Source organism: Streptomyces sp. NPDC054783, from assembly GCF_053611725.1.
In genome coordinates this window covers 306,623-320,349 of the sequence record NZ_JBSHAY010000004.1, presented here as the reverse complement: position 1 = coordinate 320,349, position 13,727 = coordinate 306,623, and the positions used below count along the sequence as shown (strand labels likewise).

12 protein-coding genes and 1 pseudogene are annotated in these 13,727 nt (G+C 71.8%); 6 read left to right on the top strand and 7 right to left on the bottom strand.

The genetic code is table 11. The features are described from left to right. Window positions 1-10: 10 nt before the first annotated feature. Together ACWGJ5_RS11050 and ACWGJ5_RS11045 are read right to left on the bottom strand one after the other, a co-directional pair. Window positions 11-1,087, bottom strand: a complete 1,077-nt coding sequence (locus tag ACWGJ5_RS11050; RefSeq protein ID WP_453309433.1) for a Zn-dependent alcohol dehydrogenase — start codon at window positions 1,085-1,087, stop codon at window positions 11-13. Between the two features lie 25 nt (window positions 1,088-1,112). Next, window positions 1,113-1,988 carry a MaoC/PaaZ C-terminal domain-containing protein gene (locus tag ACWGJ5_RS11045; protein ID WP_453309432.1) on the bottom strand — a complete coding sequence of 292 codons (876 nt, stop codon included), beginning with the start codon at window positions 1,986-1,988 and terminating at the stop codon, window positions 1,113-1,115. 242 nt (window positions 1,989-2,230) lie between these two features. Here ACWGJ5_RS11045 and ACWGJ5_RS11040 point away from each other — a divergent pair, with 242 nt between their 5' ends. From ACWGJ5_RS11040 to ACWGJ5_RS11030, 3 genes are read left to right on the top strand one after another with little or no spacing between them, the layout of a single operon-like run. Further along, complete coding sequence (locus ACWGJ5_RS11040; protein WP_453309431.1) at window positions 2,231-3,220, top strand: ABC transporter ATP-binding protein; 990 nt, start codon at window positions 2,231-2,233, stop codon at window positions 3,218-3,220. Continuing rightward, window positions 3,220-3,936, top strand: coding sequence for an ABC transporter permease (locus tag ACWGJ5_RS11035; RefSeq protein ID WP_453309430.1), 717 nt, complete (start codon window positions 3,220-3,222; stop codon window positions 3,934-3,936). The genes ACWGJ5_RS11040 and ACWGJ5_RS11035 overlap by 1 nt, the downstream gene beginning before the upstream one ends. A 17-nt stretch (window positions 3,937-3,953) precedes the next feature. Next, the gene (locus tag ACWGJ5_RS11030) at window positions 3,954-5,228 is read left to right on the top strand and encodes a sensor histidine kinase (protein WP_453309429.1); all 1,275 of its coding nucleotides are present in this window, start codon (window positions 3,954-3,956) and stop codon (window positions 5,226-5,228) included. Here ACWGJ5_RS11030 and ACWGJ5_RS11025 read toward each other — a convergent pair. After that, window positions 5,206-6,774, bottom strand: coding sequence for an alpha-L-arabinofuranosidase B (locus ACWGJ5_RS11025; protein WP_453309428.1), 1,569 nt, complete (start codon window positions 6,772-6,774; stop codon window positions 5,206-5,208). The two genes, ACWGJ5_RS11030 and ACWGJ5_RS11025, sit on opposite strands and share 23 nt — an antisense overlap. A 172-nt stretch (window positions 6,775-6,946) precedes the next feature. Next, window positions 6,947-7,722: pseudogene (locus tag ACWGJ5_RS11020) on the bottom strand (class I SAM-dependent methyltransferase). A 61-nt stretch (window positions 7,723-7,783) separates the two neighbouring features. Here ACWGJ5_RS11020 and ACWGJ5_RS11015 point away from each other — a divergent pair. The 3 genes from ACWGJ5_RS11015 to ACWGJ5_RS11005 all read left to right on the top strand — a co-directional run bounded on the left by ACWGJ5_RS11015 (window position 7,784) and on the right by ACWGJ5_RS11005 (window position 10,695). Further along, window positions 7,784-8,425, top strand: coding sequence for a response regulator (locus ACWGJ5_RS11015; RefSeq protein ID WP_453309427.1), 642 nt, complete (start codon window positions 7,784-7,786; stop codon window positions 8,423-8,425). Between the two features lie 146 nt (window positions 8,426-8,571). Further along, window positions 8,572-9,984 (top strand): hypothetical protein, encoded by a 1,413-nt coding sequence (locus ACWGJ5_RS11010; RefSeq protein WP_453309426.1) that lies wholly within the window; start codon window positions 8,572-8,574, stop codon window positions 9,982-9,984. A 9-nt stretch (window positions 9,985-9,993) separates the two neighbouring features. After that, the gene (locus ACWGJ5_RS11005; protein WP_453309425.1) at window positions 9,994-10,695 is read left to right on the top strand and encodes a hypothetical protein; all 702 of its coding nucleotides are present in this window, start codon (window positions 9,994-9,996) and stop codon (window positions 10,693-10,695) included. Window positions 10,696-10,767: 72 nt separating this feature from the next. Here ACWGJ5_RS11005 and ACWGJ5_RS11000 read toward each other — a convergent pair whose 3' ends face one another. The 3 genes from ACWGJ5_RS11000 to ACWGJ5_RS10990 are packed head-to-tail and all read right to left on the bottom strand — an operon-like array spanning window position 10,768 to window position 13,589. After that, the gene (locus ACWGJ5_RS11000; protein WP_453309424.1) at window positions 10,768-11,568 is read right to left on the bottom strand and encodes a hypothetical protein; all 801 of its coding nucleotides are present in this window, start codon (window positions 11,566-11,568) and stop codon (window positions 10,768-10,770) included. Beyond that, on the bottom strand, window positions 11,568-12,107 hold the full coding sequence (locus ACWGJ5_RS10995) for a SigE family RNA polymerase sigma factor (RefSeq protein WP_453309423.1): 540 nt from the start codon (window positions 12,105-12,107) through the stop codon (window positions 11,568-11,570). Before ACWGJ5_RS10995 ends, ACWGJ5_RS11000 begins: the two co-directional genes overlap by 1 nt. A 51-nt stretch (window positions 12,108-12,158) precedes the next feature. Continuing rightward, complete coding sequence (locus ACWGJ5_RS10990; protein WP_453309422.1) at window positions 12,159-13,589, bottom strand: MFS transporter; 1,431 nt, start codon at window positions 13,587-13,589, stop codon at window positions 12,159-12,161. Between the last annotated feature and the right edge of the window lie 138 nt (window positions 13,590-13,727).

The window sequence follows — 13,727 nt, the reverse complement described above, 5'->3', positions numbered from 1 at the left end:
GTCCCCGTCCTCAGATCTCGATGCACGTACGCAGGGCGGTCCCGGTACGCATCTGGTCCAACGCCTCGTTGATCCCGGCCAGTTGGACCCGGTGGGTGATCAGGCCCGCCAGGTCGACGCGGCCGGCCCGCCACAGGGCGATCGTGCGCTCGTAGGAGTGCAGCACGTCGCCGCCGCCGTACATGGACGGCAGGATGCGCTTCTCGTCGAAGAACAGCTCGAACATGTTCAGCTGCAGGAAGTCGTCCATGGCGCCGGCGCCGACGACGACGAGGGTGCCGCCGCGCCGGGTGTTCTCGTAGGCGGTGCGGGCGGTGGCCGACCTTCCGACGACCTCGAAGACGTAGTCGAAGCCCTCGCCGCCGGTGACCTGCTGTTTGGCGTCGGCCAGCTCCTCCGGCGCAACCGCCTTCGTGGCGCCGAACCTGAGGGCGGACTCACGCCGGGAGGCGACCGGGTCGACGGCGACGATCTCGGCGGCGCCCTTCAGCCGCGCCCCCTGCACCGCCGAGATGCCGACGCCTCCGCATCCGATGACGGCGACCGACGAACCGGCCTCCACATCGGCGGTGTTGAGGGCGGCGCCGAGACCGGTGGTGACCCCGCAGCCGATCAGCGCGGCGATGTCGAAGGGCACGTCGTCCGGTATCGGCACGGCGCAGCCGGCGTCGACCACGACCTCCTCGGCGAAGGTTCCGGTGCCGGCGAAGCCGAAGACGTCACCGCCGGAGCGCTTGAAGTTGGGGGTGCCGGCGTTCATGAACCCGGCCAGGCACAGCTCGGTCTGGCCGCGCCTGCAGGCCGGACAGGCGCCGCAGGCGGGCAGCCAGCAGATGACGACCCGGTCGCCCGCCTTCAAGTGCCGTACGCCTTCCCCCACTTCGAGGATCTCGCCCGCGCCCTCGTGGCCCGGCACGAACGGCGCGGGCTGCGGCAGCACCCCGTTCATCGCGGACAGGTCCGAGTGGCACAGCCCGGTCGCCCGCACCCGGACCCTGACCCTGCCGGGGCCGAAGCCCACCGCCTCGACGTCGTCGAGAACCTCCAGCTTTTCCTGGCCGATCTCGTGCAGTACGGCTGCGCGCATGGTGCGGCTCCCCTCGATACTGGTTTCAGGAGTGCTCTACGACGGTGTCCGCGAGGACCGGCGCATCGCCCCGCTCGACGGAGCTCACCTCCACCCGGACGCTCCCCTCCCGCCGCCACATGCGGATGCGCAGGGTCTCCCCCGGGTAGACGACGCCCGCGAACCGGGTGGCGTACGACCGCACCCGGCTCACATCGCCGCCGAGCAGCGTGTCCACGACGGCCTTGAGCGTGATGCCGTAGGTGCACAGCCCGTGCAGGATGGGCCTGTCGAAGCCGGCGAGCTTGGCGAACTCGGGGTCGGCGTGCAGCGGGTTCCAGTCGCCGGAGAGGCGGTAGAGGAGGGCCTGGTCCTCGCGGACGGCGCGTTCGACGGTCCTGTCGGGCTCACCGGTGAGCGGATCGAGCCGGGCGGAGGGGCCCCGGTCGCCGCCCCACCCGCCCTCCCCCCGTACGAAGATCTGGGCGTCGTTGGTCCACAGCGGGCCGTCGGCGTCGGCGACCTCGGTGCGCAGGACCAGGATGGCGGCCTTGCCCTTGTCGTAGACGGCGGCGAGCCGGTTGGTCGCGGTCGCCGCGCCCTCGGCCGGGATGGGGCGGTGGATCTCCAGCGCCTGTCCGCCGTGCAGGACCTTGGCGAGCTCGACCTCGACACCGGGCATGGACAGCCCGCTGATCACGCCGGGTGCGCCGGAGCCCGCGACGGTGGCGAAGCTCGGCAGGACGTGCAGCCGGGACTCCAGGGTGTAGCGCAGCTCGTCGGGGTCGGTGGCGGGGTCGTCCTTGTCGGGGTTGGCTCCCGCGCCGATGCCGAGGTGGTAGAGCTGGACGTCCTTGGTGGTCCAGGAGATCTCGCCGGTCCGGGGTTCGGCCGCGAGGGCTTTCGCTGCGTCGATGGGCATACGGCTCCTGACACTGGCGGTTCAAGACCCCGGCGCGGACGTCCGCACCGTCGGCCGCACCGAGGTCGCTACGGGCCGATCTAGAACGCGTTCCAGTCCGGCGCCCTCTGTATAGCCCAGGGCTCCACAGTTGTGAAGGCTCCTGACACTGTGTCAGCTCAGGTGAACAGTGACATTTGTACCGCCCGAGTCCGTACATGCGCATCTGCCGGGGCGGGGCCGCGCTCCTTAGCGTCGTAGGCATGACACAGACGGAGAACACCGCCGTGTCCTTCACGGGGGCGGTCAAGACGTACGGCGCGGTGCGCGCCGTGGACGGGGTGGACCTGCGGATCGGGCGCGGGGAGACCGTGGCGCTGCTGGGCCGCAACGGCGCCGGCAAGTCGACCACGATCGGCCTGCTGCTAGGGCTGTACGAGCCCGACGCCGGCGCCGTGGAACTGTTCGGCGCGGCGCCCGAGCGGTCGGTGCGCGCGGGCCGGGTGGGCGCGATGCTCCAGGACGCCCGGCCGGTGCCCCGGGTCACCGTGGGCGAGCTGGTCACCTTCCTCGCCTCCCGCTATCCCGCCCCGATGCCGGTCTCGCGGGCCCTGGAGCTGGCCGGGATCGCGGACCTGGCCGGGCGGCGGATGGACCGGCTGTCCGGCGGGCAGGTCCAGCGGGTGCGGTTCGCTCTCGCGCTGGCCGGGAACCCGGCGCTGCTGGTGCTGGACGAGCCGACGGCGGCGCTGGACGTGGAGGCACGGCACGCGTTCTGGGAGTCGATGCGCGCGTACGCCCGTCGGGGCCACACCGTGCTCTTCTCCACGCACTACCTTCAGGAGGCGGACGCGTACGCCGACCGGATCGTGGTCATCGACCGGGGCCGGATCGTCGCCGACGGCACGGGAGAGGAGTTGCGGCGCGCGGCGGACGGCAACCTGGTCGCCGTGGACCTGGCGGGGCGGGACCCGGCGTCCTTCGGCCTGCTGCCCGGGGTGCACTCGGTGGAGGTGCGGGACGACAGGGTCCGCCTGCGCACCGACGACTCGGACGCGACGGTGGTGGCGCTGGCCGAGCTGGGGGCCGTCAGGGGGCTGGAGGTGTCTCCGGCTTCCCTGGACGACGCATTCTTGGCACTGACGGCCGGTGGACGCCCCCCGAAGGGGCGCGGAGCTGTGTCCGACATGCGGCTACCGTCGCGTGGGCGCGAGCAACCGATGACGGTCCGCACCCGAACGGAAACAGTCTGATGCCGGCCTACATACGACTCGAAATCCGCCGCACCCTGCGCGACACGGGCTTCGTCATCGGCGGCATCGCCATGCCCGTGATGATGTACCTCCTGTTCACCAACCTCGGCGGCAACAACGGGAGTTGGAAGACCGCGGCCATGGTCGGCATGGCAGCCTACGGCGCCGTGGGCTCCGCGCTGAACACCGGAGGAGCCGTCGCCGAGGACCGTGCCGTCGGCTGGCTGCGGCAGCTCCGTGTGACCCCCATGACCCCGCGCGAGGTGGTGACCGGTCGGGCCCTGACCGGCGTGGTGACCGTACTGCCCTCGATCGTCGCGGTGCTGACGGCGGGCGGACTGGTCAACGGCGTACGGCTGGCGGCCGGCCAGTGGGCGGCGATCGCGCTGCTGCTGTGGCTGGGCTCGGTCCCCTTCACGCTGCTCGGCCTCGGCAACGGCTACCGGCTGACCGGGCCGAGCACCGGCGTGGTCAACATGGTGTGCAACCTGGGGCTCGCGGTGCTCGGCGGCCTGTGGTTCCCGATCAGCCTCTTTCCCGGCTGGCTGCAGGCCCTGTCGGCGTACACACCCACCCATCGTTTCGCCGAGCTGGGCACCGCCGTATCCGAGGGGCACGCACCGGGGGCCGGTGCCATCATCGTCCTGACGGCCTGGCTCGTTCTGTTCGGTTCGTACGCTGTGCTGTCGTACCGCCGTCGCGCGGGGACCATCTGACCGGGGGAAACACAGACATGACGTGGGTATGGGGAGTTCGGTGCCAGCTACAGGCCTTTCGGGCCGAGCGGCGCCAGTGGCGGGCCGAGCACGAGCGCTTCAAGGCCGCGCAACGGGCGGCCCGGAAGGAGGGCGGGGCGCCGGACGTCGACCATCCGGGCCCGCCGCCCACCGGCTTCGCCCTGCTGCCCTGGCTGCTGATGGGGATGGGGTCCTTCTCCAACCTGCTCCAGGGCAAGACCCCCAACCCGTGGGTCGGCGGCCTCGGCCTGATCGCCTTCAACTCCCTGTACATCTACGTCACCTTCCGCTCCTTCGACCGCGAGAGGCGGGCGGCTGCCTCCACCCGGGTGGCGCTGCTCCTCATGGTCCTGGTGACCACGGGCCTCGCCCTCGGCTACGGCGGCAACTGGCTGATGTTCTTCCCGCTGCTCGGCCTCGCCGTGGGCGCCGCCCTGCGCGGACCGTGGCTGGGCCGCACGGGTCTGCTGCTGACGGTGTACGCGGCCAGTGTCTCCGCCGTGCGGGGCGACTGGCAGGACGCGACGAACATCGGCTACGCCACCTTCCTGTCCAGCATGGTGACCGCCGCGATCCTCGGCCTGTCCGAGGCCGTACGGGAACTGCGCGCCGCCCGCGAGGAACTGGCCCGGCGCGCGGTGGAGAAGGAGCGGCTGCGCTTCTCCCGGGATCTGCACGACCTGCTCGGGCACACGCTGTCGGTGATCGTGGTGAAGTCGGAGGCGGCCCGGCGGCTGGCCCCGCGCGACATGGACGCGGCGCTGGGCCAGATCACGGACATCGAGTCGGTGGGCCGGCAGGCGCTCACCGAGATCCGCGAGGCGGTGACCGGCTACCGGGAGGGCAGCCTGGCCACCGAGCTGACCCGGGCCCGTTCGGCACTGTCGGCGGCGAGTGTGGAGCCGGTGGTACGGCAGTCGGGGGCGCCGCTCGAACCGCAGACGGAGGCGCTGCTGAGCTGGGTGGTGCGTGAGGCGGTGACGAACGTGGTGCGGCACAGCGACGCGCGCCGCTGTGACATCACCGTCGAGAGCGGGGCCGAGCAGGTCCGGCTCACCGTCACCGACAACGGCAGCGGCAGGGCGGTCAGCCGGCCCCAGCAGGGCATCGGCGGCACCGGGCTGAAGGGGCTCACCGAGCGCCTCGCGGCGGCGGGCGGCTCGCTCACGGCCGGCCCGTCGCCGCGCGGCGGTTTCACGGTGACCGCCGAACTCCCGGTGCAGTCGGCGGAGTTCGCGAAGGCGGCGGCTACGGCGCCCAGGGCGAGCTGACCGCCCAGGTGACGTCGTCGGTCCAGGACGTGCTGCTGTCGAAGCCGTTGGAGCCGCCGTCGCTCGCTATGTACAGGTTGTAGTCGTAGTGGCGCAGGTATCTCGTCGGGTAGTTGTACGAGGCGAACGAGGTGCCGGTGCCGCTCTTTCCGGTCTGCGGGCAGAAGGTGGCGTCGGCCCGGAACAGGGCGGTGCCGTCCATGGGCTGGCGGTAGAGCTTGAAGTCGGAGTGGCGCAGGTAGTCGCCGGGGTAGTTGCGCGACTCGAAGGAGACGCAGGAGCTGTCGGCGAGCCCCTTGCGCACGATCCAGGTGGCGTCGTTCTTGTCCAGGCTGGAGCTGCTGGAGGTGATGGCGGAGACGACGCCGGCGTTGTTCTGGTGGCGGACGTAGTCACCGGTGCAGCAGGAGGTGGTGGCGCGCAGCGAGATCTCGGAGCCGGCGCCGAGCGTGCCGGTGCTGCCGGTCGCGCCGCCGTAGCCGACGGAGACGATGTCGGCCTGGACCGCGTTGTCGGCGGCGTCGGTCGGGATGCCGGAGGTCATGACGCCCTCGAAGAAGGAGCCGATGGAGCCGTTGCTGTTGTCGCCGCCGGTGCCGAGGACGATCGCGCCCTCCTGGTGCATGGGCGAGTATCCGCTCGCGGTCGGCTCACCTCCGGAATAGGTGGTCGTCAGCCCACCGGATTGCGCATTCCCCCATTTGAGCGCGAAATGGTTCTGGCCGTTGTTCTTGAGCAGCGCGGTCACGAACGGCAGGGGGCCGGTGCCGGTGTCGGAGGAGTTCTTGCTGTATCCGGCGTCGGACTGGAACAGCCCGTTCTCCAGGTCGGCCTGCACCCAGGGGCCCTGCCCGTAGCAGGGGGAGAACCAGCACTCGGTGCCGAAGTTGATGGCGTCCATGTGGCCGTTGCCGGTGTCCTTGTTGTTGGTCTCGGCGTTGCCGTAGTCGAAGCAGCAGGCGCCGTTGACATGGGTGCCGGAGGTCACCATGTACATCCCCTCGGCGGCGCCGTTGGTGGCGACACCGGAGGTGGAGTTGTCCCGGTAGCCCATGCCGGCGGAGATCTCCAGGCCGTACACCTGGTGGCCGCCGACGGTCACCGGCAGCGCGTCGGCGGGCGCCCCGACATCGGCCTTGCCGGCCCCGCCCGCGCCCTCGACGGTGAGGTCGTTGTGGCGGGAGGACTGGTCGTAGATCCTGGTGATGATGCAGGTCGTGCCGGAGCAGAAGGAGTCCTGGGCGGCGGCGTTGGCGTATCCGCCGGCGGCCGGCAGCCCGATGTCCTTCGTGGCGCCGTCCGAGGCCCGCTGCACCTGGTAGAGCGGGCCGTTGTACGCGGAGTACAGCGCCCGGACCAGGCTGTGCGCGGCGACGCAGGGGGTGCCCGCGGCGCCGTAGACGTCACAGGGCAGCGAACTCGCGGCGGCGGCCCGGGGCGCGCCGACGCCGAGCAGCAGCGCGGCGAGGGTCGCGCAGACGGCGAGCACGGACAGGGCGGCGCTTCTCAGCCGCCGGGGGCGGGTGTGGGGGGAGCTCACGGGCACGGGGCACCTCGGATTCTCTGGGACTCTCGGTTCGATATTTCGGACGCTGTTCGATCGAAATACCGAACCTATTCGCCGTTGGAAATTGCATGGATTCCTGGAAATGCAGGGGCGATTGTTTGAGTACCGCCGGAGACCGTCAACCCCCGCCGCATCGGACAATGCCAAGTCTTTAATCGACAGCGGCTGCCCGTGCCACGAGCAACGGCTGGAAGAAACCCGTCTCTTCGGGCATCAGCCAGGCGATGGACGCGAATCCCGCACCGGCGACGAACCCACCGAGCCGCTCCCGCCCGAGCGCCCAGTAGCGGGCCCGGCGCACCCGGACCTCCCACTACCCCTTGCCCGGACGCAGCTGGAAGTGCTCCAGGTCGTAGTGCTCGCCGTCCGCGTGCCACTGCCAGAGCTGGAAGCTGACGGTCCGCCCGGTGCCGTCGGCGGGCTCGTGCACCTGCGGGGGCGCGAGACCGGACGCTCGCGCAGCAGCTCGTCATCGGGCCGGGTACTGACGAGCAGCCGCCCGCCGGGCCGCAGCACCCTGCGCATCTCGCCCAGAGCGGCGCGCACGTCCGGTTCCGTGAGGAGGTGGGGCAGCGAGTTGTCGGCACGGACGACGGCGTCGAACCGGCCACCGGGGAAGGGCAGTCGCCGCATGTCGGCGGCGGCGGCGGTGGGCAGGGCCACTCCGCGCCGGGCGGCCTCCCGGCGTGCGCGGGCGGCCGCCCGCGCGCTGAGGTCGGTCCCGACGACTCGGTGCCCCCGCAGGGCCGGCCCGATGGCCTGCGTCCCGATGCCGCAGGAGCAGTCCAGCACGGCCGCGCCCTCCCGGCCGGTCAGGGCCTCCAGAGCGACACCCTGCCGGCGGACGCTCGTCTCCCAGTCTGCGTGGATCAGGTGATGGTCGTCGGCCAGCTCGTCGTAGAAGCGCGCGGTCGAGGACTCGGGCATACAGCGAGGTTAGCGTGACGGGCGCTGCGTGGGCCGGGGTTTCCGGCCGTAATCTGAGCGCATGAACGAGATGCCCCGGGAGCACCGGACCGGCAAGTCGATTCGGGTTCTGCTCGCCGAGGACCAGGGCATGATGCGGGGTGCGCTCGCTCTGCTGCTCGGTATGGAGCAGGACATCGAGGTGGTGTCCCAACTGGGCTCGGGCGACGGCATCGTGGACGCCGTGCTCACCCACCGGCCGGACGTGGCGCTGCTGGACATCGAGCTGCCGGGCATCAGCGGGCTGGACGCGGCGGCCGAGCTGCGGGAGCAGGCGCCCGACTGCCGGGTGCTGATCCTCACCACCTTCGGCCGGCCCGGCTATCTGCGCCGGGCCATGGAGGCCGGGGCGGCCGGATTCCTCGTCAAGGACGGGCCCGTGGAGGAACTGGCCGCGGCGATCCGGCGTGTGCTCACCGGAGAGACCGTCGTCGACCCCGCGCTGGCCGCCGCCGCGCTCAGCGCCGGGCCCAGTCCGCTGACGGCCCGTGAGTGCGATGTGCTGAAGGCCTCCGTGGACGGGGCGACCGTCGCCGACATCGCCGGCAGGCTGCATCTGTCCGAGTCCACCGTCCGCAACTACCTGTCCTCCGCGATCGGCAAGACGGGCACCCGCAACCGCGCGGAGGCGGTACGGGAGGCCCGGCAGCAGGGGTGGCTGTGAGCGGGTCTTGATCCGGCGCCGGTGCTCGTCGCCCGACGACGAGCGAAGAGCGCTGTGGCGGAGGAGAATGGCAGAGGCGGCAGCTGACGGGCCAGGCCTCGTGCCGTATCGCAATCCTCGTCACCTCCCCTGCTTCGCCCCGGCTCATGTCGTCCTCCGTGCGATTCCTCCTGCGCTGGCTGATCGCGGTCCTTGCGAGCATCGCGATCGCGCGGACGCCGACGGCGTTCTCGGCACCGGCCGCGACCGGGGGAGGCGTATCGATCACCCTCAGCCCATCCGAGGGGCCGCCGGGGACCGGCGTTCACGTCGGGTTCGAGAGCTGTGTCGTGGTCACCCCCGAATCGACCAGTCCCCCCGACACCACCGGTCCCGGCGCCACGACACCCAACCCCACCGGCCCGACCACGCCCCCGCCCGGACCCACGGATGTCCGCGGGGTGCGTCACCGTGACACCTACGCACCCGGCACCATCACCTACCTGACATGGGACGGCCACGACCTGCCCTTCACGCCATCCGTGACGGACGGGACCGGCAGTGCCGAATTCCAGGTGCCGGACACAGCCGGCGTCGGCCCCCACTCCGTGACCGCGGGCTGCGCCAACGGCAGACTCGTGGTCGTCGGCGGCGGAACGTTCACGGTGACGACGACCGACAGCGGGAGTGTGACGACGCCCGCGCACCACCGTCCGTTGATCGCACTGGACCCTTCCCAGGGCCGGCCCGGCACGTCCCTGCGTGTTCACGGCGCCGGCTTCGAGGACTGCGTCCCGAGCGGGAAGCCCGACACGGTTGAACTCTCGACCAACGGCCAGATCCACGCCAGGGTGCGCGTCGCCCGCGGCACGGGCACGTTCGAGACGGAACTCCGGATCACCGACGACGCCGCTCCGGGCGACTACCTCATGACGGCAACCTGCGCCCGCCACAGAGACGTGCACGCCGAGGCGACGTTCACGGTGCTGCCCGGCGACAAGGGACGCCCCGTGCTCGTCCTCGATCCCACCGCAGGCGAGCCGAGAACGGCGGTCACGGCAACAGGTTCCGGATTCAACTGCCCGAGCGTGGACGTGGCCTGGGACGACGACACCACACTCGCCGTCACCACGGTCTCGGGCGACGGCACCTTCGCAACCGACTTCCAGGTCCCGGCGGACGCTCCCCGAGCGACGCACACCGTACGGGCCGCCTGCACAGCGGGCTCCGGCACGAGCGTCGCAGCCGGGTTCACGGTGACGGGTCCGGGACCGACCACCGACGGCAGCACCAGCCCGACCGACGGCACGAGCACCGACGGAACCGACGGCACACCGACGCCCGTCGGATGGATCGTCGGACCGTCCGCGTTCGCCGCCGTGCTGCTCGCGCTGGCCGCCACGTCGTTCCTGCTGAACCATCGGCACCCCGGTCCACGCTGGGTGCGCAAGCACATCCGCACGACAGCGCGCCCCGGGGCCGGGACGGCCGACCTGTACGAGCAGCAGGACACCGGTTCGGTGAACCGAACGGTACGGCTCGAACCCCACGCGGATCCGGGCGACCAGAGCCTCGAATGAGGTGACGCGATGACGACGACTCCCGTGGCAGAACCTCTCACGGTCAGGGCCTTCCTGCTCGGCCGGGAGGGCCCCGACTCGGGCGACGTCCTGGTCGACCCGCTTCACAGCGGCGGGGCGGCCCGAGCGCTCCTGGGCGGGGTGCGCCCCCTGACGGCTGCGGCCGATCAGGCCGTCGAGCGCGAACTGGCCTCCGCCGTCGACTCCTTCCTCGGCCAGGACCTCTTCGACGTGGCCGCGGGCGGCTGGCGCAAACACGCCGCCCTCACCGCCGCCGCGCGTCGCACCCGCGAGACCCCGGGCAGCGAGGAGGTCCTCGCGCTCGCGAGCCATCAGGTCACCTCCAGTCACCGTCCCTACATCGACGTGTTCCTGGACGGCGTGAAGGTCGGCACGCTGGACGTGGAACTCACGCTGATCTTCCGGATATCCGGGCTGGTCGCGGTCGTCCGCGACGCCCACCTCGTCGCCGTACGCAGCGGGGAGTGCGTGCTGGAGGGACGACTCGGCGTTCAGCAGATCACCCTGGCGGAGCGGCAGGGCAAGCTGGACCTGCCCGGCGTCTGGCACCTGCACGCGCCGATCCCGCTGCTGCGGAGCCGGCCGGCCCCACCGCCGCCCCCGCCTCCGGCTCACCCGCCACCATCTCCGCGCCCGCCACCGCCACCGCCACCGCCCGCAGGGGCGCCCGACCGGCGCCGGCCCCGCTGAGATGCCAAGCCCGGTCGGTGGGCCGCGGGGCCGCATCCGGCGAGAATGCGGCTCGCGGTGTGTGGCCGTGGGCTACTGGATCACCTCCGCGCTCTGGTAGGCCGTCCCTTCCGGGGCCGTGCAGGCGAACCACTCCACCGGCGAGCCGGCCACCGCCTGGGGCTCGACCACGGTGCTGGTGCCGTCCTTCCAGCCGCACTTGACGTGCCGGGCGGTGATGGCGACCGCGCCCACCACGAGCCGCTCGGGGCCGTCGGAGTTCGCCTTGCCCAGGGGGAGGGCCCCCGACATCAGGCTCGTGCCCGTCAGGGGCTCCCACCTCTTGACCGTGCCGAAAATGATCGTTCTGAGCGGGTTGTCGCCGTAGTACAGACTCGAGTAGTACGAGGTCATGCCGACCAGGTGCCGGTGCCCGTGGTCGGGAAGCGCGGCCGACTCGATGCCGTACTTGCGCATCGCGGCCAGCTGCACGGCCACCTCCGACTCGTCCCGCGGCGCTCCCCACACGGAGACGACCACACGCCAGCTCTTGCCGTGGTCCGTCCCGCGCGCCAGCTCCGTTTCCTGCGGAATGTCCACGTGCCGGTCCTCGAGGGTGGACGGCTCGGCCGCCACGGCCGCATTGCGGTCGGTGTGGCCTGGCAGCCCCGTCACCGCCAGCGTCACCCCCGTCGACCCCGCCAGCACCAGTGTCGTGGCTGCTGCCACCGCCCAGCGGCGGGCTCTGCGCCGGCGGCCGCCGCGGATGACCGCCTGGACGGGGGCTATGCCGATCTCGGCCTCGTCCGCGGCGTCCGCGAGGAGGAGGGCGATGTCCGTGTGCGTCATGTCGGTCATCCCGTTCATGTCGTGGCTCTCCCTGTCCGCGCTCATCACTTCCGCCCTCCATGCGTCACCGTCTCGGCCAGACCCGGTATGGCGCGCAGTTTCGCGATGCCCTTGGCCGCGTTGCTCTTCACCGTGCCGACCGAGCAGCCCATCGCCTCCGCCGCCTGGGTCTCCGTCAGGTCCTCCCAGTAGCGCAGGACGACCGCCTCCCGCTGCCGCACGGGCAGTTGGGCGAGCGCCTTGAGCAGCGCGCCGCGGTCGTCGGCCTGCGCGATCCGGTCCCCCGCGTCGGCGATCTCGTGCACCAGGCCCGAGTCGTCCTTCGGAGCCAGGAACTCCTTGAGCCTTCTTCTGTGTTTGCGCGCGTGCAGGTTGATCATCACGCGCCGTACGTACGCCTCGGGATCGTCGGCGGCGCCGACCCTGCGCCAGGACACATAGACCCGCTCGAGCGTCGACTGGACCAGGTCCTCGGCGGCGTGCTGCTCCCCCGTGAGGAGAAATGCCGTACGCATCAGCCGCGGCCAGCGGCCGACCATGAAGCTCTGGAACTCCTCGTTCCGAGCCTGCTTCCCGTCCCCCATGGGCACCTCCTAGATGTCAGAAGGAGTCCATGGGCGGCCCGGACCGTTGCCTCACGTCGAAGAAATTTTCCGCGGCAGCCACAGCAGCATCAGCACCGCCCCGCCCAGCAGCACCGCCGTACTGCTCCGGAAGGCCAGCGCGTAGCCGTCGGTCAGCGCCTCGGGGCCGTGGCCGCTGCCCGTGCCGGCCGCGGCCACGGTCGACATCACGGCGAGCCCGAGCGAACCGCCCATCGTGCGCGAGGTGTTGACCAGCCCCGACACCACACCGGCCTCGCCCGGTGCCGCCCCGGACGTGGCCAGGGAGGCGAGCGGGGTGGCCGCGAGGCCCGCACCGAGCATCATCAGCATCCCGGGGATCATGATCGAGGTGACGTACGCCGCGTGCGCGCTCATCGTCGACTGCCAGCCGAAGCCGGCCGCGGCGACCAGCGTGCCCAGCACCGCCACGGTCCGCGGGCCCGCGAGCCGCATCAGGCGCGGCGCCAGCTTGGAGCCGACGACCACGGACAGCGAGCTGGGTACGAGGGCGACCCCGGCCTCCAGCGGCGTGTAGCGGAGGACGTTCTGGGCGTACAGGGTCATGAAGTACCACATGCAGAACATGGCCGAGCCGGAGAGGAACATCGCCGCGTTGGCCGAGGCGACCGAGCGCAGCCGGAGCAGTCCGAGCGGCATCAGCGGGGCCGCCGTACGCGCCTCGACCAGCAGGAACAGGGCGATGAGCGCCAGCCCGGCGAACAGCGGGAGGAGCGTGGTGGCGGCCGTCCAGCCCTCGGCCTCCGTCTGCGAGATGCCGTAGGCGAGGGTCGCGAGGCCCGCCGTGACCAGCAGGGCGCCCGGCAGGTCCAGGCGCCGCCGGTCGCCGGCCCGGCTCTCGGTGAGCCAGAGCGCCGAGCCGGCCAGCACCAGCGCGCCCACCGGCACGTTGATCAGCAGCACCCAGCGCCAGGAGAGCACGTCCACGAGCACCCCGCCGACCAGTCCGCCCGCGGCCCCGCCACCGGCGCCCACCGCGGTCCAGGTGGCGATCGCGCGCGCCCGCGCCGCGCCCTCCGGCACCGCGGAGGTCAGCAGGGTCAGCGTCGAGGGGGCCAGCACCGCCGCGCCCAGTCCCTGCACGGCCCGCGCCAGCAGCAGCTGCCAGCCGTCCTGGGCGAGGCCGCCGCCCAGCGAGGCCAGCGTGAACAGGCCGAGGCCGACGAGGAACATCCGCTTGCGCCCGTACAGGTCGCCGGCCCGGCCGCCGAGCAGCATGAAACCGGCGAAGGCGATGGCGTACGCGTTCACCACCCACTGCAGGCCGGACGCGGTCAGCCCGAGGCCGGTCCGCATGGACGGCAGGGCGACGTTCACCACCGACACGTCGAGGACGACCAGGAACTGTCCGGCGCAGGCGAGCGCCACCACCAGCCAGGTCGGCACGGCCGTACGGCGGGATATGAGGGGTGTGGTGTCGGCGGCTTCCAGCATGGGTGTCATGCTCTCAACCCGGTTACGGTCCTTGCATCAGCATTTCGGACCACGGGTGCCTAGGTCGTACGGCCTGGACCGCAGGCCTGACCGCCTGCGGATCAGCCGGACCGCCCGCGGATCAGCCGGACCGCCCGCGGATCAGCC

Excerpts from the sequence above, each read along its gene's own strand:
- ACWGJ5_RS11040 (WP_453309431.1), top strand. The coding sequence starts at position 2,231 with ATGACACAGACGGAGAACACCGCCGTGTCCTTCACGGGGGCGGTCAAG.
- ACWGJ5_RS11030 (WP_453309429.1), top strand. The coding sequence starts at position 3,954 with ATGACGTGGGTATGGGGAGTTCGGTGCCAGCTACAGGCCTTTCGGGCC.
- ACWGJ5_RS10995 (WP_453309423.1), bottom strand. The coding sequence starts at position 12,107 with ATGGGGGACGGGAAGCAGGCTCGGAACGAGGAGTTCCAGAGCTTCATG.
- ACWGJ5_RS10990 (WP_453309422.1), bottom strand. The coding sequence starts at position 13,589 with ATGACACCCATGCTGGAAGCCGCCGACACCACACCCCTCATATCCCGC.
- ACWGJ5_RS11005 (WP_453309425.1), top strand. The coding sequence starts at position 9,994 with ATGACGACGACTCCCGTGGCAGAACCTCTCACGGTCAGGGCCTTCCTG.
- ACWGJ5_RS11045 (WP_453309432.1), bottom strand. The coding sequence starts at position 1,988 with ATGCCCATCGACGCAGCGAAAGCCCTCGCGGCCGAACCCCGGACCGGC.
- ACWGJ5_RS11015 (WP_453309427.1), top strand. The coding sequence starts at position 7,784 with ATGAACGAGATGCCCCGGGAGCACCGGACCGGCAAGTCGATTCGGGTT.
- ACWGJ5_RS11000 (WP_453309424.1), bottom strand. The coding sequence starts at position 11,568 with ATGAGCGCGGACAGGGAGAGCCACGACATGAACGGGATGACCGACATG.
- ACWGJ5_RS11035 (WP_453309430.1), top strand. The coding sequence starts at position 3,220 with ATGCCGGCCTACATACGACTCGAAATCCGCCGCACCCTGCGCGACACG.
- ACWGJ5_RS11050 (WP_453309433.1), bottom strand. The coding sequence starts at position 1,087 with ATGCGCGCAGCCGTACTGCACGAGATCGGCCAGGAAAAGCTGGAGGTT.
- ACWGJ5_RS11010 (WP_453309426.1), top strand. The coding sequence starts at position 8,572 with ATGTCGTCCTCCGTGCGATTCCTCCTGCGCTGGCTGATCGCGGTCCTT.